17 protein-coding genes are annotated in these 20,189 nt (G+C 46.9%); 12 read left to right on the top strand and 5 right to left on the bottom strand.

From position 1 onward, the window contains the following. Window positions 1–52 precede the first annotated feature (52 nt). Complete coding sequence (locus tag AC1XTG_RS13690; RefSeq protein ID WP_484842371.1) at window positions 53–1,171, top strand: DmpA family aminopeptidase; 1,119 nt, start codon at window positions 53–55, stop codon at window positions 1,169–1,171. 11 nt (window positions 1,172–1,182) lie between these two features. Here the strand turns inward: AC1XTG_RS13690 and AC1XTG_RS13685 are convergent, their stop codons facing one another. The 3 genes from AC1XTG_RS13685 to AC1XTG_RS13675 form a co-directional block, all read right to left on the bottom strand. Continuing rightward, entirely contained in the window at window positions 1,183–4,131 is a 2,949-nt protein-coding gene (locus tag AC1XTG_RS13685; RefSeq protein ID WP_484842370.1) for a PVC-type heme-binding CxxCH protein, read from the bottom strand. Then, window positions 4,085–4,954: a sugar phosphate isomerase/epimerase family protein gene (locus AC1XTG_RS13680; RefSeq protein ID WP_484842369.1), complete on the bottom strand. Its 870-nt coding sequence runs from the start codon at window positions 4,952–4,954 to the stop codon at window positions 4,085–4,087. The genes AC1XTG_RS13685 and AC1XTG_RS13680 overlap by 47 nt, the downstream gene beginning before the upstream one ends. Before the next feature lie 82 nt (window positions 4,955–5,036). Further along, window positions 5,037–5,396, bottom strand: coding sequence for a YraN family protein (locus AC1XTG_RS13675; protein WP_484842368.1), 360 nt, complete (start codon window positions 5,394–5,396; stop codon window positions 5,037–5,039). Between the two features lie 109 nt (window positions 5,397–5,505). Here AC1XTG_RS13675 and lipB point away from each other — a divergent pair, with 109 nt between their 5' ends. From lipB to AC1XTG_RS13620, 11 genes are all read left to right on the top strand, one after another. Next, entirely contained in the window at window positions 5,506–6,231 is a 726-nt protein-coding gene (gene lipB / locus AC1XTG_RS13670; RefSeq protein ID WP_056290754.1) for a lipoyl(octanoyl) transferase LipB, read from the top strand. Then, window positions 6,231–6,644 (top strand): hypothetical protein, encoded by a 414-nt coding sequence (locus AC1XTG_RS13665; RefSeq protein ID WP_484842367.1) that lies wholly within the window; start codon window positions 6,231–6,233, stop codon window positions 6,642–6,644. The genes lipB and AC1XTG_RS13665 overlap by 1 nt, the downstream gene beginning before the upstream one ends. Before the next feature lie 33 nt (window positions 6,645–6,677). Then, window positions 6,678–7,412 carry a 3'-5' exonuclease gene (locus tag AC1XTG_RS13660; RefSeq protein WP_484842366.1) on the top strand — a complete coding sequence of 245 codons (735 nt, stop codon included), beginning with the start codon at window positions 6,678–6,680 and terminating at the stop codon, window positions 7,410–7,412. A 51-nt stretch (window positions 7,413–7,463) separates the two neighbouring features. Further along, a complete protein-coding gene (gene rnr, locus AC1XTG_RS13655; RefSeq protein ID WP_484842365.1) occupies window positions 7,464–9,842 on the top strand; it encodes a ribonuclease R in 2,379 nt (792 codons plus the stop codon). 48 nt (window positions 9,843–9,890) lie between these two features. Beyond that, the gene (locus AC1XTG_RS13650; protein WP_484842364.1) at window positions 9,891–10,262 is read left to right on the top strand and encodes a GxxExxY protein; all 372 of its coding nucleotides are present in this window, start codon (window positions 9,891–9,893) and stop codon (window positions 10,260–10,262) included. Between the two features lie 77 nt (window positions 10,263–10,339). After that, window positions 10,340–11,224, top strand: a complete 885-nt coding sequence (locus AC1XTG_RS13645; protein WP_056290738.1) for a 3-keto-disaccharide hydrolase — start codon at window positions 10,340–10,342, stop codon at window positions 11,222–11,224. An 85-nt stretch (window positions 11,225–11,309) separates the two neighbouring features. Continuing rightward, entirely contained in the window at window positions 11,310–12,317 is a 1,008-nt protein-coding gene (locus AC1XTG_RS13640; RefSeq protein ID WP_484842363.1) for a phytanoyl-CoA dioxygenase family protein, read from the top strand. Between the two features lie 93 nt (window positions 12,318–12,410). Further along, window positions 12,411–14,069 (top strand): gliding motility-associated ABC transporter substrate-binding protein GldG, encoded by a 1,659-nt coding sequence (gldG, locus tag AC1XTG_RS13635; protein ID WP_056290732.1) that lies wholly within the window; start codon window positions 12,411–12,413, stop codon window positions 14,067–14,069. Window positions 14,070–14,178: 109 nt separating this feature from the next. After that, window positions 14,179–15,303 (top strand): DNA polymerase III subunit beta, encoded by a 1,125-nt coding sequence (gene dnaN, locus AC1XTG_RS13630; RefSeq protein ID WP_056290729.1) that lies wholly within the window; start codon window positions 14,179–14,181, stop codon window positions 15,301–15,303. 180 nt (window positions 15,304–15,483) lie between these two features. Then, window positions 15,484–15,858 (top strand): BlaI/MecI/CopY family transcriptional regulator, encoded by a 375-nt coding sequence (locus AC1XTG_RS13625; RefSeq protein WP_031528554.1) that lies wholly within the window; start codon window positions 15,484–15,486, stop codon window positions 15,856–15,858. A 2-nt stretch (window positions 15,859–15,860) separates the two neighbouring features. Then, window positions 15,861–17,696 (top strand): M56 family metallopeptidase, encoded by a 1,836-nt coding sequence (locus tag AC1XTG_RS13620; protein WP_484842362.1) that lies wholly within the window; start codon window positions 15,861–15,863, stop codon window positions 17,694–17,696. A 3-nt stretch (window positions 17,697–17,699) separates the two neighbouring features. On the opposite strand, the gene AC1XTG_RS13615 is transcribed toward AC1XTG_RS13620, so the two are convergent. Together AC1XTG_RS13615 and AC1XTG_RS13610 are read right to left on the bottom strand one after the other, a co-directional pair. Beyond that, the gene (locus AC1XTG_RS13615; protein ID WP_484842361.1) at window positions 17,700–18,767 is read right to left on the bottom strand and encodes a 2Fe-2S iron-sulfur cluster-binding protein; all 1,068 of its coding nucleotides are present in this window, start codon (window positions 18,765–18,767) and stop codon (window positions 17,700–17,702) included. Window positions 18,768–18,900: 133 nt separating this feature from the next. After that, the gene (locus tag AC1XTG_RS13610) at window positions 18,901–20,130 is read right to left on the bottom strand and encodes a pyridoxal phosphate-dependent aminotransferase (RefSeq protein ID WP_484842360.1); all 1,230 of its coding nucleotides are present in this window, start codon (window positions 20,128–20,130) and stop codon (window positions 18,901–18,903) included. Between the last annotated feature and the right edge of the window lie 59 nt (window positions 20,131–20,189).

Below are 20,189 nucleotides of genomic sequence, written 5' to 3'. Positions count from 1 at the left end.
GTGCGCTTATTCGCCAGCGGTTTTTTAGTATATTTCTTTTTTATAAACAGCTATGAACAAGTCACTCCTACTCCTGCTGGCTTTGCTGCCGGCTTTTTCATTTGCACAAAAAAGAGCCCGTGACCTGGGTATCAAAATAGGTGTACTTCCCACGGGCACCATGAACGCGATCACAGATGTAGCTGGCGTGAAGGTGGGCCAGGTTACACTTACCGAAGGAGCGGATATCCGTACCGGCGTGACTGCCATTATCCCGCATGAAGGCAATCTGTTTCAGCAGAAAGTACAGGCTGCTATGTATATCGGAAATGGATTTGGTAAAATGACAGGCTATTCTCAGGTAGATGAGCTGGGTACCATGGAGTCACCAATTGTACTAACCAATACATTAAGCGTACCCACAGCCGCTGACGCTATCATTGACTGGACACTCGGGCAAAAAGGCAACGAGAATGTAAGGTCGGTTAACCCGGTTGTGGGTGAGACCAATGACAGTTTTTTAAATGATATCCGCGGCCGGCATGTACGTAAAGAGCACGTTCTGAATGCATTGGCACAGGCCGAGAATGGTCCCGTGCAGGAGGGAAATGTTGGCGCAGGTACCGGCACCGTTTGCTTCAACTGGAAAGGCGGGATTGGTACAGCATCGCGCAAGCTGCCTCCAAAGCTCGGCGGGTACACGGTTGGTGTATTGGTACAAACCAATTTCGGCGGGGTATTGAAGGTAAACGGAGTTCCTGTGGGTGAAGAACTGGGCCAGTATGCTTTTAAAGATGTGCTGGATAAATCGTCCGACGGCTCCTGCATGATGGTGCTGGCAACTGACGCGCCGCTTGATGCGCGCAATCTGAAAAGACTGGCCAAAAGAGCATTCATGGGACTGGCGCAAACAGGCGGCATCGCATCGAATGGAAGCGGTGACTTTGTGATTGCATTCTCCACTGCCAATATCGTGCTGCACGATGCACCAGAGCGAACTGCTCCTACTACTTTCCTGATCAATGATGCCACTTCTCCATTGTTCCTGGCAGCGATCGAGTCAACTGAGGAGGCGATCATTAACTCACTTTTAATGGCCAGAACTTCCGAAGGAACGCAGGGACACAAAGTGGAAGAGCTACCCAAAGACAAGCTGCTAGATATAATGCGTAAATACGGTCGCCTGAAATAATATCTTCTTGCCTATTTAAAACTAAGCAGGTAACCGGTCAGATCTGCCAGATCCTGTTCCTTCAATCCTAGTGTAACGGGTTCCGGCATCAGGGAATTCGGCATCTTTTCCCGGCTTTTAATTTGGTTTGCTTTGATCGAATGCTGCTTCCCGGCTGCATCTTTGATTACTACATTAGCGCCATCACTTATTAAAAAGCCAAAATGTGTTTCTCCGCTTTTGGTGACAATGGTATAGCTTTCATAGCCGAAAACCATGCTCGCTGAGGGATTGATAATGGCATCCAGCAAGCCGCCCTTGTCGAACTTTGTATGTACAAGCGTAAGATCAGGCCCTATATCCGCTCCATTCTGGCTGTGCTTGTGGCAGGCTGTGCAATAGGATTCAAAAACTTTCTTCCCCTGCGCCAAATCAGGCTTCATTCTGGCTATGAAGTCTGTTTTCAGTACCTTCCCATTTCTTGGAAAAAACTGGCTCGCCACTACGCGCACATTCACGTCTTGATTTTTAAAGATGATCTCGCTGACAGACTTCGCGATTGTATCCTGCAACTGCCCCTGCACGCGCATATCAACCAGGATATTACCACCGTCTACATTCGACGCCATGAACTTCGCAGCTTCCACTCTGGCAGCCAGTGTTTGCGTTTTGTCACTTACTATCTTCTTCTTTTCGAGCATTTGCCGGTAAGCAGGCGTTATTTGCTGCGCAGTAGCTTCCTCCCAGTCCAGCAGCTCGGCCCATTCGTTTGTTTTACGGAAGTTTAGCCACCAGGAAGCATGCGTAGCTACATCCGGTAAGGTGGATTTAGCCAAGGCTACCATTGCTTCTGCTGCTTTTTTGTCTTTAATAAAACCAAGTGCGGTTAATGCTTTTTTCCGCTCAGGCTGCGACACTTTCGGGGAGCTGGCTCTGACTTTCAGATCATTGATTGCATTTACAGGATGTAAACGCCAGGTCAGGTTAGCACGCTGAGCGTTCCAGTACTTCGGATCTGCCTTAAACATTTCCCTCACACCCGCATATACCTCTTTTTCCTTTCCCTCAGAGGCAGTACCAATTGCTTCCAGCATCCACGGGTCTTTGCCATCATAGTTTTTGATCAAATTTCGGAGCGGCTTGTACGCTTGTTCGTAAGGCAGGTCACGCAATGCAATGGCCACTTCCCTGCGCACAGCCGCATCAGGATCATTTGACATTTGTTCCAGAAAACCGTCTGATTTACCAATAGAGCGCAGCGCCCGGAAAGCGGTAAGTCTGTGCGCAGCATTGTCGGACCTGGTGAGCTTATCCACTTCTGCCGCTCCTTTTTCACCCAGCTGCGAAAGCAGCCAGATCGCCCGCGCCTGGTGAAATGGATTATCAGTAGTCAACAATTGCTTCACTTCGCCAATAGCCTGCTCGCCTTTTGCTTTCAGACCTTCAAATCCCAGCAGCCGCACATTCACCGCCGGACTTTTCAATGCTTCAATCAGGCCAGAGGTTGTTTTAAGGTCAATTTTTGGCGTGGTTAACTTCTTCCCTTTTGGTGTAATGCGGTAAATGCGCCCGTAACCGGCTTTGTCCTTCATTGCATGCCCACCTACCACCGGATCGTACCAATCGGCAATGTAAAGTGCGCCGTCGGGACCAACCGCTATGTCCGACGGTCGGAACCATTTTCGGGTATCCTTATCTGTTTCATACCACTCATATCGCTCGCTCGCTTGTGGAAATGAGCTGATCAGATCGCGCCGGTCGAGCTTAAAACCTGCGCCGGTTTGTTCGGGTTTGTACGCAAAAATGACATTCCGGCCGGCTTCGCAGCTCAGTAAAGTCCCGCGATACTCTTTCCCAAGCGCGTCACCTTCGTAAAACACAATCCCCGTAGGCGAGCCCGCGCCAGTATTGTCGCCTGCGGGCATTACGCCCGGGTCTTCCTGGTGCCAGTGTGTTGTGAAAATATCCTGTCCCGGCCGCCGGTCTGCCTGCCAGTACCTTGTTCCGTCAGCCGAGAAGTAACCCGCATTTCCATTCTCCTGCAAAAACGAAACACGGCATGTAATTACCTGATCGTCATTGTCATTCTGCCACATATTCCCGTAACTGTCCAGACAAACCTCGAAGCTGTTCCTGAAATTGTGACCTAAAACTTTGAGTCCTGTTCCGTCTGGATTAATGCGCAAAGCAAGTCCGCCGACCCAAATGCGACCATCGTCAGACTTCTGGTTACCTTGGTTTGACTTGTTATATGGGGTACCTCCGGTATAAAGACTGCCACTGCGCAAAGTCCAGCCGCTTTTATCTTTTACATGGTGCGGCCCTGCATTTCCGGTATTGAAATAATATCTTCCGTCGGGTCCGGCTACGAGGGAATGTAAAGAATGATCATGGTCAAAACCGCCAAATCCTGTGAGCAGCACTTCGCGGCTGTCGGGCTTATCGTCACCGTCTGAATCCGTGTAAATGATCAGATTCGGGGCGCAGGATACGATCGTTTTGTTACCGATCACTGCAATGCCCAGCGGCGAGGTAAGCAATGTATCTTCTACGAATACCTTTGAAGTTTCAGCCTTCCCATCTCCGTCTTTGTCTTCCAGGATCATCACGCGGTCGCCCTTCTGTTTGTGGCTTAACCGCTCTGCGGGTTTTGTATTAAAATCCCTGTAATTAACAGCTTCTGTAATCCATATCCTGCCTTTTGCATCGATATCCATATTGGTAGGATTGTAAAACATCGGTGCTTCTGCCCAGAGCGTCGCTTCCAGGTCATCGGGCACGTACAGTTTGGAGGTATCTGCCGGCTGGAAAAGAACGGAACCCGATTTTTCAGGCTTGTTCAGTTGATTTTTGTTTTTATTTAAACCAACAAAAACTATGATACTGAAAAGCAACAGCATACCACGTTGCGAGAGGAGATATATGACGTTCATATTACTTAAATGAAAACAGGCTTTCGAGATATTTTCTATTGTGCTCATAGCAGGTTATCAGGTCTGCACCCGGCGGTGTCGCTCCTTCAATCTGCATCCAGCCGGCATAACCGATTTTGTTTAATGCGGCCGCGATCTTTGCCCAGTCCAGCGGACCTTCTCCGAGGCGCTGTCCATTCTCTTTCATGTGGATTTCGCAGATCATTTCTTTGCCCAGCATCGGCATTTCCTTAAAAATATCGTGACCTGCGTCGACAGCATTCCTGAAATCGTAGTATACTTTAACAGCCGGAGAGCCTACCGCGTTAATGATATCCAGATGCTCCTGCGCACTCAGATAGGATTCAATACCAAGTACAATTCCCTGCTTTTCAGCGTGCGGCGCTACTTTCTTCAACCGTTCGATCACCGCCTTTTTACCTTTTTCATCGTTGCGCAAATCGCCCTCTGAAAAGAATGCAAGCAATATTACTTTCACGTTGAGCTTCTTAGCTGCATCTACACTGTTCCAAACCCATTCTTCGGTACGCGGCTCCGATTTGTAAGGAACCCGGTTCAACTCTCCGATTGCCAGGCTGGATGCTTTGATTCCTGTACGCCGGGAAGCTTCCTGAATGGATTGTAAAGTGGCGGGAACAGAAAGCCCGGCCGGGTCTTTGGACGTATTATAACTTACCTGTATCCCCTGCAAGCCGATTTGTTTTGCCCTGTCAAATGCCTCCGGGTTCAATGCTTTTCCCACCGACCAGTCGCACGCGCCCAGCTGAAACCGGGGTTTAACCGGAATGCGCCAGTCGGAGCCGGCCGCCAGACACATAAGCGCCGACTTCCGTAACAGCTCGCGGCGGCTGAGGTGCATATCTTCAAACATGGATCTGCAAGATTTAGGAATACATTCTTTTATCTTCAAAATGTACCTGCAAATGGATTCTACTTGTCAGATAGTCAGCCTGCTACTTATAAAATGCGTCTTCAAAATGGCGGATCTCGGTTTCTCCATTCGCCATAACCAGCACCGAAACAATATCGAACCGGACATCAAAGTGCCAGTCTTTTTCAAAAATATAATGTTCGGCCGCACGCAACACAAGTCTGGCTTTGGCCGGATTCACGAATTCCTCGGGCATTCCGTAGCCGGTTCCGGTCCTGGTTTTGACTTCAACAAAAATGAGCATCTTGTCTTTCTGCACGATCAGATCAATTTCCTGGTGCCGGTTACGGTAATTTTTCTCTATGATCTCAAAGCCTTTTCCGGTCAGGAATGCGGCGGCTTTTGCTTCTCCCCAAAAACCTGTGTCGTTGTGTGTTGCCATTGTTTAATGTGATTTTCAGAACATTTACATTGGGAAAAAGGTTATACTAGTTGTATTATGACGCAGAATTTCAGAATTGGTCACACCTGCGGCTGTAAAAATGTAAGTAATGGATACCCTCATTAATAAAGTGGTCGGCTTTAAAGACCTTGGGCTGATCGACTATCAGGAAGCCTGGGATTTTCAGGAGAAAGTGTTTGCGGAAACCCTGGCAATTAAAACGCAAAACCGTTCGTTAAGCGACGCTGAGAAGGTGTTGACACCCAACTTCCTGTTTTTTTGCCAGCACCCGCATGTATATACGCTGGGAAAAAGCGGCAAACCGGAGCATTTGCTTTTACCGGAAGAAGGTCTGATTGAAAAACAAGCCAAATATTACCGCATTAACCGGGGAGGCGACATTACTTATCACGGACCAGGCCAGCTGGTAGGATACCCGATCCTGGATCTCGACAATTTCTTCACAGATATCCATTTGTATATGCGGACGCTGGAAGAAGCGATCATTTTAACACTAGCAGATTATGGATTAGCTGCCGGCAGGATTAAAGGATTGACCGGTGTGTGGCTTGATTTTGAAGAACAGGTTAATCCCAGAAAAATATGTGCATTGGGTGTAAAAGCCAGCCGCTGGGTTACTATGCACGGATTTGCATTGAATGTAAATACGGATCTTGCCTATTTTGGAAATATTGTCCCTTGCGGTATTGAAGATAAGGCAGTTACGTCCATGTCACAAGAGCTCGGACGCGAGCTTGATTTAAACGAAGTTTCAGATAAATTGAAAAACTATTTGGCTGCATTATTCCAAATGGAATTACAGGAAGCATTATAATGAAGAAAGATATCATATTTCACCCGGTAAAGGGTATACAGGTTGCGATTGTTAAAAACTTGAATGAATTGCAGCAGGAAGAGTGGAACGTAATTGTTATTAACAGGAACGAACAGCCGATTACGAATGTGTTCGTAACTTCAAAAGGATACAGTAACAGCGAGTCTGGAACTAACTCTGACCAGAAAACATCGACGCTGCGGCACTTCTTTCCCGAGATTGCGCCGTCGGAGCACGCGGTCGTAGAACCGATCATGCCCGACGTGTTTCACCTGAATAATGAATTCTGGGTCAGCTACTTTATCGGAAATCAGATCTACGATAAAAAGTTTATATTCGTGCCAGACAGCATTATAGATGCTAACCTGACGAACATAGAACCGCTGGGTTTGCAGGGGGTGCTGCACGAGTAGACATAGATAAATTCCACTTACGATCACCACACTATGACAGAAGACTTCAAAAAGCGTATCAAGAATTTCCTCCTTCTTGATATTGAAACTGTTTCATCGCATGCATCCTACGACCAGCTCCCGGAACGAATGCAGAAGCTTTGGGACAAAAAAGCGACAGGTATCAAACGCGGAGACGAATCCATTACAAATGCCGCTTGCTTTTATGATCGCGGCGCCATTTATGCCGAGTTTGGCAAAATAGTCTGCATTGCTTTTGGTGCATTCTATTTTAACGAAAACGAAGAGCTGGCATTCAAAGTGAGCAGCTTTTCGGGCGATGATGAGGCTGCATTGCTCCGGCAGTTTAAGGCACTTATCGAAAAATATCCCGCAGACCAGCTGGTACTTTGTGCACACAATGGCAAGGAATTTGATTTCCCGTTTCTCTGCCGCAGGATGCTGATCTATTGCATTGAAATCCCCAGAGCTTTACAGATTTCCGGCAAAAAACCCTGGGAAATCCTGCATCAGGATACAATGGATCTGTGGAAGTTTGGTGACTATAAAAGCTATACTTCACTGGATCTGCTGGCAGCGGTGTTCAATGTGCCGGGCAGTAAAAACGAGATGAGCGGCGATCAGGTCACGAAGGTATACTATGAAGAAGGCGATCTGGCCAAAATTTCGCGATATTGCAGAGAGGACGTGGTCGTACTTGCACAATTATACCTCAGATTACATTGTTTTCAATCCGTTCGGGAAGAGAACATTACCAGAGTCGAATGAGGCTCCGCCAGGTGGCCAGAGTGGCCGCCGGCTATTTAATTTAAAGAATAAATGAAAGAAAAAAAGACCAAGGACAGGACAAGAGAGAAGAAGGAGCCGAAAGCTCCTCATCATATTGTTTCCTATATAGATAATTTGAAGGCGGATATTGCCGCCTTTTTCGATCTGAACAACGATCAGGCATTCCGCCCGTTTGATGTTCACGATCATTTTGGAGTGCAGGACAAAAAAGTAAGGGTACTGTTCAATGAGATCCTGCACGAACTCGAACAAGCCGGTACGCTGGTTTATCACAAAGACGGCACTTATACCGCAGGCCCCAATAAACCAGCGGCCAGCAAAGGTCTGACAGGCCGCGTTGACAGGGTTAATAAGTCTTTCGCATTTGTAATTGTGGAAGGGCGCGAGGATGATATTTATGTCGAATTAGAGCTGCTGAATGGCGCCTGGGACGGTGATACCGTTTCTGTTCAAACCTTAAGCAAAAACAGCAGGAACTCAGGTAGAGGAGACTCTGGCAAAGGCAGGGTGGAAGGCCGCGTAACCGAGATTGTAAAGCGCAACAATGCTGAGATTGTAGGGATTATCGAAATCAACCAGCGATTTGCAGTTGTTCAACCCGATAATAAAAAACTTTTTGACCCGATTTTTATTGAACCCGGCGAGACCAAAGACGCCAACAACGGGGATAAGGTAATTGTAAAAGTAAAAGAATGGCCCACGCGCAGAAGTCAGGCTGAGGGCGAGCTGGTGCAGGTACTGGGTAAAGCGGGAGATAACGACGTAGAAATGCACGCAATCCTGGCTGAATTTGGCTTGCCTTATCACTTCCCTGAGATAGTGGAAACAGAGGCAAACAAGATCCCTGATACGATCTCGGAAAAAGAGATTGCAAAGCGGAGAGATATCCGCGATTGGCTTACATTCACCATTGACCCTGTCGATGCCAAAGATTTTGATGACGCATTGTCTGTCAGGTACCTGGAAGATGATGTTGTGGAGGTGGGCGTTCACATTGCTGATGTTTCCCATTATGTTTTGCCAAATACAGAGCTTGAAAAAGAGGCTTACCGGCGCGCTACTTCTGTGTACCTCGTAGACAGGACTGTACCCATGCTTCCTGAAAAGCTCTCCAACAACCTTTGTTCCCTCCGGCCTAACGAGGATAAGCTGGCATTTTCAGCCATTTTTGAAATCAGTCCGAAAGGGAAATTATTAAAAGAATGGTTTGGAAGAACCGTGATCCATTCTGATAAAAGATACAGCTATGAAGAGGCACAGGCAGTCCTGGATTCAGGGGAGGGCGATTTTCCAAAAGAGCTGACCACTTTGAACAATCTTGCCAAGATATTCAGAGCAGAGCGTTTCAAAAAAGGGGCGATTAACTTTGAAACCAGTGAGGTCCGGTTTAAGCTGGATGAAAATGGAAAGCCGCTGGGCATTTACAAGAAAGAACGCCACGACTCCAATAAGCTGATTGAAGAATTCATGCTGCTGGCCAACAAGCGGGTGGCTGAGTATGTGTATTCCCTTTCAAAAGGCGAGGAGAAGAACACAATGGTGTACCGGATACACGAGGCGCCTGATGTGGAGCGGCTGAAAACCTTTGGCACTTTCGTCGCCAAGCTGGGCTACAAGCTGAATGTGGAGGAAGAAAACAAGATCGCAAAATCAATGAATGCAATGCTGGCCAAAGTGGAAGGCCGGCCTGAGCAGAACCTGATTGAATCGCTGGCGGTACGAACAATGGCTAAAGCGAGATATAGTACCCAAGACGACGGCCACTTTGGTCTGGCATTCACAAGGTATTCGCACTTCACGTCGCCTATACGCCGGTACCCCGACGTAATGGCGCACAGGCTGTTGCAGCACTACCTGAATGGCGGTTCTAATGTTGACAAGGAGGCTTATGAAGAAGCAGCTAAACACTCTTCCGAGCGCGAGCGATTAGCTGCCGAAGCTGAACGTGCTTCCATCAAATACAAGCAGGTGGAATATATGAGCTCGATGGATCCTGACCAGGAATTCGACGGGATTATTACCGGCGTAACAGAATTCGGGATCTTCGTTGAGATCACAGAGACCGCTTCCGAGGGACTGATCAGAATGACAGACCTGGGGGACGATTTCTATGAACTTGATAAAGAAAACTACCGCATTGTAGGCCAGCGTACCAAGAAGATCTATGCTTTCGGGGATAAGGTGAAAGTAAAGGTGAAAGATACGAACCTGGCTCGTAGGAGCATGGACCTTTACCTTGCGGGAACCGTTCCGTCCCCAAGCCGAGAGAGGGGTAGCAGTGACCGGGGCCAGCGCGGCGGCCGGTCGAGTCGCGGAGAAACCCGCCCACCCCGTTCTTCCAGAGGTAACAGAGGCAACAAAGGCTCGACCAGTGTTGACCCGGGCAGGGCTAAAAAACGGCGGAGGTAATGTGACGCAATTTCCATTTGAACGTCTTATAAAGAAAGATCAAATCAAATGGACATTGTATATAAGCAAGAATCTTACAACATAATAGGAAAGTGCATGGAAGTTCATAAGGAACTTGGCCATGGATTTCTCGAGATAGTCTATAAAGACGCGCTTGAATTGCTGTTTCGACAAGACGACATTTTCTTTGAGCGTGAAAAGGAATACCCGGTTTACTTCCGTGGTATTTTGCTGCGTCATAAGTTTTGGGCTGACTTTGTAGTTTACGACAAGATTATTCTTGAACTAAAATGTGTGTCCGCACTCACAGACGAGCATGTCGCGCAAACTCTCAATTACCTGAAAGTATCGGGGAACAAGCTTGGCTTGCTCGTTAATTTTGGCAGAGGTAAATTAGAATATCGCAGACTACTGCTTTGATTTATTGCCACGAATGCACGAAACAAACACGAACACTTCGTGAAAATTCGTGCATTCGTGGCATAACAATTTGAACGATGAAAAACTATCTATTACTCTTTTTACTGCTTTCCACTTCCATCTTCGCCCAAAAACCTGCTTCCAAAGAGGACTGGCAGCCGCTGTTTAATGGAAAGGACCTTACTGGCTGGGACATTAAGATTGCCGGGCATAAGGTCAACGATAACTATAAAAACACCTTTATCGTCGAGGATAACATGATTCGGGTCAACTATAAAGAGTATGACCGGTTTACTACCGAGTACGGACATATGTATTACAACAAGCCATTTTCGCATTATAAGATCCGGCTGCAGTATCGTTTTACCGGAAACCAGGTACCGGGCGGCGCTTCGTGGAATGTAAGGAACAGCGGTATTATGCTGCATTCACAACCTGCTGCCAGTCTCGGCCTCGATCAGGATTTCCCTATATCACTCGAAATGCAGTATCTGGGCGGACTTAATGCCGGGGAACGGACAACAGGTAACCTGTGTACACCCGGGACAATCGTGGATATCAATGGAAAACTTGACGAAGCGCATTGCATTAACTCTTCATCCAAGACTTACAATGGCGACCAATGGGTTACCGCTGAGGCGATCGTGCTGGGCGACTCCATTGTTTATCATTTGATAGAAGGCGACACAGTGCTGGTTTTCACGAATCCACGCGTGGGCGGCGGATATGTAGGCAAGAACCACACATTTAAAGATGGAAAAGTTGGTAATGAAGCTGACTGGCTCAAAAAAGACGGTACTAAGCTCGGCAGCGGATACATTGCATTGCAAGCCGAAAGCCACCCCATTGATTTCAGGAATATTGAGCTGCTCAATCTCAAAGGATGTATGAACCCGAAAGCGACCAATTATAAATCGTACTACGTGGAGCCGGACGAGAAGTCCTGTACGTTTAATAAGTAATGCGATTCCGTTGAACAAGAGTGACCCAGCAATAGCATGGTTTTAAGTATATTTAAAATCACCGTATTCTAAATCTTGTTCCAATATGAGCATTCTTGACCGGGTCTTACGCAAGGCCGAAACGCTGAAAGATCAGTATTTCCCATTAAGGAAATTTGACGAAGCTACTCTACCCTGGATCGACAGGCCTGGCGCGAACATCGCGGAGTTCCTGAAGAAAAATCCGCCTCGTTTTGATGTGCCTTACGATATGGCGGAAAAGCTTGCAGCCTGGGAGAAAAATGGCTACGCTGTATTGGAAAACGTAATCCCGGAATCGCTGATTGACAAATTCTGGGGTGATTTTCAGGAGCTGGTACAAAATCCGGACAAGTACGACTTATCTGTTCGCATTGATCGCGACGAGTTCAAACCTAATCAGGAGCGGAATATTAAGGATTTCCCGAAGGAAGCTTTGCTTGGGAAATATGTAAAGATCAACGATTTTCATAATTCATCGGTGGCAGGGAAGAATCTCATGACACATCCCTCCATTGTTGCATTTCTGGAAGCCATTTTCAATCAGCAGGTGGTTGTCATGCAAAGCCTGATATTTATGTATGGAAGTCAGCAGCCTACACACCAGGATTTTCCATGGGTCACCGCCAAGATCCCAAGCCACCTGGCGGCAGCGTGGATCGCATTGGAAGATATCAAAATCGACTCAGGCCCCTTATACTATTACATCGGATCTCACAAAATGCCGAAATTTGATTTTGGATCCGGAATTTTATTCAAACCGAATTCAACCAAAACGCCGCTCGAATTTGCTGATTATCTTGATAAAACCTGTACAGATCTTCAATATCCAAAAGAAACCCTGCTGATTAAAAAAGGTGATGTGCTTATCTGGCACGCTGCATTGGCCCATGGCGGTTCTATGATCTCCAATCCGGAACAAACCAGGAAATCGTTTGTTTGCCACTACTCCACCGCCGAGGCGCTTCCGTATCACAGGAACTTCACTACCAGTTCGCCGGTCGTACAAACCTACAATGGTGTGAATATTTACAATAATCCGATCTTCCCCCAATCGGAGGACATCCTGAAGTAATTAATCGCAATTCCGCTTCCGGTTTTTTATATTTTTGCAAAGAATGGACGTTAGTATACCGTCCATTTTCGTTTTTAACCCCGAAGCATTTTTATGCTCCCCAAAAGTACAATTCTCCGGATCCTTTTGCTGATCGCTGCCCTGGCTGGAATCAACTGGCTTGGTTCGCTCTTTTTCGTCAGGCTGGATCTGACCGAGGACAAGCGGTACAGCATTTCCGAAGCTACCAGAGCGCTGCTGGGCAGTCTTGATAAGGATATTGTTGTAAATGTGTACCTCTCAGGCGATTTTCCCGCCGGATTCGAGCGGCTTGAAAGTGCCACAAGGGAAACGCTCGAGGAGTTTAAAACCTACTCTAACGGACATTTGAGCGTCAACTACTCCGACCCAACTGAGGCAACGAGTGAAGAACAGCGGCAAAAGCAATTCATAAGCCTGGTGGACAGGGGACTGACACCCACCAACGTATTTGCCAACGAGGACGGGAAACGGACAGAGAAAATCATTTTTCCGGGTGCCATTGTTCAGGCAGATACCTTGTCGGTCCCGGTGCAGTTGCTGAAAGGAAACAAGACGAGCTCTCCGGAGGAACAGCTTAACCAATCTTACGAAGGCGTAGAGTTCGAACTCGCATCTGCTATTCGCCTCCTGGCTAATCCCGAGCGTAAAAAAGTGGGACTGGTTGTCAGTCACACCAAAATCTCCCCCGCGCGGCTGAGCGACCTGATCGCCACAATCCAGCAGAATTACGATCTGTTTCTCGACATGAACAATCCCGAATCCTACGAAGGATTGGATGCATTGATTGTAATGAAACCAGATAGCGCGTTTTCGGACGATGAAAAATACAAGCTTGACCAATATGTGGTTTCAGGCGGTAGTGTGATGTTTTTCGTAGATGGTGCCAAAGTAGATAGTGTGAGCCTGGACGGAAACTATGCCCAGCCTCTGGATCTGAATTTAAACGATCTGTTTTTCAAATGGGGTGCCCGAATTAATACCAATCTCGTTAAAGATCTGAAATGCGCTGAAATCCTCCTGAATGTAGGTAACCGCGGCGATGAACCGGAAATCCGGCCAATGCCCTGGCGCTTTTATCCATTGATCAACAATTTTGGCGCACATACGGTTACCCGCAACCTTAATGCCATTTACACGCGGTTTCTCAGCAGCATAGACACTGTCGGCGGCGCTGCGTCGGTGCGGAAAATCCCGCTGTTATTGACCTCGCCATACACGCAGGTGCTGAACACTCCCGCATTGGTGGGCTATAACGAAGCCCGCAAAGATCCTGATGCCGCTGAATACCGCGGAGGTGAAAAGCTGGCGGCAGTATTACTGGAAGGATCATTTAACTCGCTTTTCCAGAATCGCATTCTGCCGGGCGATCCGCGGGCTGCTAAATTTAAGGCCGAGGGTAATGGCGGTAAAGTCATTATTTGTTCAGACGGCGACCTGATCGTCAACGATTTTGATTACAAAAGAAATGCTCCGCTCCCGCTCGGCTATGACAGGGTGACGAAGCAAACATTTGGCAATAAAGACTTTGTGATGAATGCGCTGGATTACCTGACAGATGCAAACGGACTGATCAGTGCGCGTAATAAAGAGATCTCTATCAGGGCATTGGACAAGATTCAAATCCAGGAAAAAAGGAAGTTCTGGCAAGGTATCAACCTGTTGCTGCCCATTGTCGTTATCGGAATTTTTGGCGCGCTGCGATACTATCTCCGGAGCCGAAAATTCGCCTGAGATTAAGGTAGTTCGTCGGCAATTTTTTATATTTTTGTTCCCTACAAAATGATTTCCTGGCCTCTGCCGATCATATATCATTAACATTTAAACACTTACGTCACGAATTATGAAGTTTGTCGTTTCGTCATCAGTTCTCTTAAAACAGCTTTCAGCTATAAACGGTGTCGTTTCAACGAACCCAATAGTCCCCATTCTGGAAAATTTCCTTTTGTCGCTGGAAGGCAATACGCTGACAGTTACAGCTTCTGACCTCCAAACGGTGATGATCACTGAGATTGAGGTTGAATCTGCCGAAAAAGGAGCAATCGCTATACCTGCCAAATTGTTGCTGGATACGCTACGCGGATTGCCTGAGCAGCCCATCACCTTGCAGGTGAATGGAGAAACCTTCGGGACGGAGATCATTTCCGACAACGGACGCTATAAATTATCCGGAGAGAATCCGATCGATTTCCCAAAAACACCTGCTGTAAATCGCGGCCAGGCTGTTGAATTTTCATCTTCTGCGCTGGGATCGGCCATAGCAAACACGCTTTTCGCAACCAGTACAGATGACCTTCGTCCTGCTATGACAGGGGTTTTTGTACAAATGGGTACAGAAAGCGCGACTTTCGTGGCGACTGATGGTCACCGTCTCGTGCGCTACCGCCGGACAGACATCAAGTCTGATATCGATACCTCGATGATCATCCAGCGGAAAGCACTAAACCTGCTGAAATCCTGTCTGCCTTCGGATGATGTACCTGTAAAAGCAGAATTTACTTCATCGAATGCATTTTTCAGCTTTGGTAATATTCGTATGATCTGCCGTTTGATCGACGAGCGCTTCCCGGATTATGAGAATGCAATCCCGACCAATAACCAAAATACATTAACGATTAACAGAATGGAGATTCTGAGTTCGTTGAGACGTATTTCAATTTACTCCAACCGGACTACACACCAGGTTCGTCTAAAAATGTCTTTGAATGATCTTGTGATATCCGCAGAGGATCTAGATTATTCAAACGAGGCAAATGAACGTTTGATGTGCGAGTACAATGGGGATGATATGGAAATTGGATTTAATGCTAAATTCCTGATTGAAGTTTTAGGAAATCTTTCAAGCAAGACGATCACGTTTGAGCTATCAGCTCCTAACCGTGCAGGCTTGATTATCCCGGTGGATCAGGGAGAGAATGAAGATATCCTCATGCTGGTTATGCCAGTTATGCTTAATACGTACGTTTAGTATTTGCGAATATATCATAGTAAAAAGGTCAGCTTCAACGCTGGCCTTTTTTATTTCACATTAATCATCAAGAACTTACGAGCCGCATTCACTTAGTTACGAAAAAAATCGTAGCTAGGCCTTGCTTCTACGATTTTTTTCGTAGACATTTGATACGAAGATTATCGTAATCAATTAGCTATGTATATCAAACCCACCGAATCGGAGCTCGAAATTTTGAATTACTTGTGGCAAGCGGGCCCAAGTACTGTCCGGGCTGTACACGATGCCCTTTCCGCAACCAAAGATGTTGGCTATACCACAACCCTTAAACTCATGCAGATCATGCACGACAAGGGTTTGCTGTATCGCACGGAACAAGGCCGCTCTCACATTTATGTCGCCTTACTGGGCAAAGAAGAAACCCAACAGAATCTGGTTGGAAAATTAGTGGAAACCGTATTCCAGGGTTCTGCGGCACAAATGGTCATGCAGGCTTTGGGAAACCACACTACGTCGAAAGAAGAGTTAGATGAAATTCGTGAGTTATTAAATAACCTTGAAAACAATCGTTAGCCATGAATGCAATTTCGACCTTTTTCTCCTCCCCTATTGTGCCCGCTTTCGGGTGGACACTTGTTCACTCAGTTTGGCAGGGAACCGCCTTATTATTGATCGCCCTTGCTACGTTCTTTGTATTCCGTAGTAAGTCCGCGAATGTACGGTACTTGTCAGGGATCAGTTTTCTCCTTTCACAGGTAGTGGCATCCGTTGCGACGTTTGCATATTACTACCGAGAGTTCGCTGCATTGGCGTCTATCAAAACCTCAGCAGCCATTTCGGCGCCTTCTTCAGAATTTAATGTTGTGGGACAATCTGCTTACCAATTACCATTTTCTCTAAAAATGCAGTTCTGGCTAAGCGCCCATTTGAATGAACTGGTAATCTGCTGGCTCATAGGTGCTGGTTTGTTGTTAATGCGGTTTTTAGGCGGCTGGCTTTTTACGGAGCGGCTTCGCATGAGTGCAGCCATTGTATCTGATCGTGAATGGAGGGCGAGATTAGGTGTAATTTTAGCCAAGATGAATATCTCGAAGTCAGTTGAATTTAAGGAAACTGCCCGCATTCTCACGCCTATGGTCATTGGTGCGCTAAGTCCGGTAATCCTTATCCCGATCGGATTTCTGACTGGCTTCTCAACTTCGCAAGTAGAAGCTATACTTGCTCATGAGCTAGCACACATTAAGCGCAATGATTATCTCGTCAATATGCTGCAATCCGTTGTGGAAGTTGTGTTCTTTTTCCATCCTGCAATATGGTGGCTGTCCGACAGGGTGCGTGCCGAGCGCGAACATTGCTGTGATGATATTGCATTAGCTGTTTGTGGAGACAAAATGTCGCTGGCGCATGCACTGGTAAAAGTAGCTGAATGGCAATCTGCACCAAGAATGGCGATGGCATTTGCATCGAAAAGACCTTTACTGCTCAACCGCGTACAAAGGGTACTGGGAATTTCACCTAAGAAGTCGGGCGGGCTGGGCACCTTACCTCTGATTCTATTCGCAGTTAGTTTGGTTGTCGCAGTATCGTTTTATTCGGTTGCTCAGAATTTACAGAAGCAGCAGCAGGAAAAGAAAGCGGTTAAAAAGACGGTTAAGAAAAAAGCAAAAAAACCGATGCTAGTAGAAGTGTCGGGCGAGATCATCGAGATACCTGATGAAGAAATTCCGGAAGATATTGCTCAGCACATTGAAAGCGTATTGAACGAATCGGCACTGTCGCATGGAAATGATGATTCCACTCAGTTTAGAATGGCTGAGATGAACCGTAAGATGCGGGCTTTACAAAGCGAAATGGAGCCGCTCCAACGCAGAATGGAGGAAATTAACCTCGAAATCGAAAAACAAAACTTTGAAGTGGAGCGGGTAAACCGCGAAATGGAGAAGATCGAATGGAAGAAAGAGCGTGCAATGGACAGCCGGTCGGAACTAATGGAAAAACGCTCCGAGCTCCTGAATAGAAATAACAATACCAATAAGTTGAAGTTGAGCGAGGCTGACCTCGACAAACAATTGTCTGAATTTGAACAGCAGATCAAAGTACAGGAACAGCAGATCGCCACACTTAACTCCCAGATTTCAGCAGCACGCAAAGAAACTTTCGCCGCAGAAGAACCCCTCCGAAAATTTGAGTCTGAAATGGAGGATTTAAATGTAAAAATAGATGGTCTCTCAGCGCAAATGGGCTTATCCACTTTGGGCATGCACAACTTCCATATTTCACCTAAAGTACCTCTTCCACCCGCTCCGCCAGCAGCACCTGCCAAAGCTGCAAGGCCAGCAAGAGTTCCAGCCCCCGCAGCTCCTCCGGCGCCACCGGTTCCGCCTGCAAAAAGGGCATCAAATCAGCGGTAACTATTATTCGACTTCGATAATAACATCGTCAGTCATCGGACGGGTGACGCAGGTGAGGATAAAGCCAGCATCTCTTTCTCCCTGCGTCAGTCCTTCATCCTCGTCCATTTGAACCTTCCCTGAAACGCAACGCCCCATACAGGCCGTACACATGCCGGCCTGACAGGAATAAGGCAGGTCAATATCCATATTCAATGCAGCCTCCAACACCGTTTCATGCGCCTGAACAGGTACTTTATACTCCGTACCTTCATAGAAAAGGGTTACTTCGCGCATTTGGTGGGTATCATCTTCGGCTACTATCACCTCACCCGGCTGCGTTGACGCGGCAGTGATAAAGCTTTCACGTCTTACCTTCTGGTCCGGCACGCCCAAAATAGCCAGTGCGCGCCTGGCTTCGTCAATCATATCATCCGGTCCGCACAAAAAGTATTCGGCTTCCTTACTTTTAAGATCCCCCAGTTGTCCGACTATTTTTAAAATATGAGTTTTGTTCAAACGGCCAGTCTCCCCGGCCCACATTTCGCTCGGCTGACTTAATGTATGCACTACCTGAAAACGCGCACCATACTTTTCCTTTAAAACCTCGATTTTGTTTTTGAAAATAATGGAGTCCTCATTTCTGCTGCCATAAACCAGAAAGACCTCGCTTTCCTGCTCAACGATGAGGATAGACTTCAGAATAGAAAACAAGGGCGTAATGCCACTTCCCGCACCTATAAAAACAACCTGCCTGACCTGATCATCTTCCTGTTTTGGAAAAAATGATCCCATAGGTTCCACAGCTTCCAATATGTCACCTTCTTTGATGGTATCAAGGAGTAAATTGGATGCATAACCACCTGGGATACGTTTTATTGTAACTGCCAAAGAAACGTCCGTATAAGGTGAGCTCGACATTGAATACGATCTCCGCACCTTTGTACCATCCTCAGCTGGCAACAAAAAAGTCAGGAACTGTCCCGGTCGATAAGCGATAACCTCATTTAGCGGGTGCCAGAAGTGGATTGTTGAAGCCTCTTCTGTTTCTTTTTCAACTTCTTTGACTTTTAAAAAATAGTGTTTGCTCATTGGGACTGGGGATTGGCTTTTAGCTGTTAGCTATCGGCGATTTTGTAAGTGGCTACTTGCTTGCTTTTGGTTTGTATTAAATGCAAAAGCCTCACAGGTAACACCTATGAGGCCTTTTTCATTTCTTTAATCTCTACTTTAAAGTAGCAACAGCGTCTTTAATGCGCTGAACTGCCTCGGTCAGAGCTTCATCAGCTGCGGCTGTGGAGATACGGATGCAGTTGGGTGCACCAAATCCTGAGCCTGCCACAGTTGAAACATAAGAGTTGTTCAACAACCAGTTACAGAAATCGTCTGAATTGTTAATTGTAGTTTCACCATCAGATTTGCCGAAGTAATAGCTCACATCAGGGAATGCGTAGAATGCGCCCTGAGGTACATTTACCTTGAAACCAGGAATTTCTTTCAACAAACCTATTACCAGGTCTCTGCGGCGATGGTAAGCTTTTGCCATTTCAATAGAAGGCTCCATAGGACCGTTGAATGCTGCGGTCGCTGCTTTCTGTGCAATTGAGTTAGTACCTGAGGTAACTTGTCCCTGCAGCTTCTCCACTCCGTCTGCAATCCATTTCGCAGCTGCAATAAAGCCGATTCTCCAACCTGTCATCGCATAACCTTTAGCTACTCCATTGACAGTGATAACCCGGTCCTTCAGTGAAGGAATGGATCCCATGCTGAAATGACCTTCCTCTGTAAAGTTGATATATTCATAGATTTCGTCTGCCAGTATGTACACACCTTCGTGTTTCTCAAGTACTGCGCCGATTTCTCTCAGTTCGGATTCTGTGTAAACCGCTCCCGTCGGATTGTTGGGAGAAGCGTACATCACGATCTTCGTTTTTGGCGTGATTGCCGCTTCCAGCTGCTGCGCGGTTACCTTGAAATCATTCTCGAAAGCACCGTCCAATACAACGGACTTTCCTTCTGCCAGCTTCACCATTTCGGAGTAGCTCACCCAGTAAGGCGCAAAAATGACTACTTCGTCACCTGGATTTACTAAAACCTGGATTACGTTCGCCAATGAATGTTTGGCGCCTGTTGAAACCACGATATTTTCAGGCTTCCAATCTATCTTGTTATCTCTCAACAACTTGTCAGCGATTGCCTTGCGCAGGTCAGGATAACCTGCAACGGGAGAATAGCCATGAAAACCGTCATCGATGGCCTTCTTGGCAGCTTCGCAGATGTGCTCAGGCGTCTTAAAGTCTGGCTCACCTACACTTAGACTGATTACTCTGTGGCCTTTGGAGGCAAGCTCCCGGGCCATTTTGGTCATCGCCAGCGTCGAAGATTCTTCGAGGGCGTTGATGCGGTCGGCTAACATGCGTGTTTCCAACCGGGTTTGCTCTGCTACTGCGGACATTGCAACAAGGAATTGAGTTAAAGAAGGTACTGCTATCTGTATCAACAAATTGCCCGCAA

It is taken from the genome of Dyadobacter sp. HNCC25DJ183, assembly GCF_056895175.1.
Note: the sequence above shows the minus strand (reverse complement) of the source record. Positions and strands in the feature narration are given on the sequence as shown.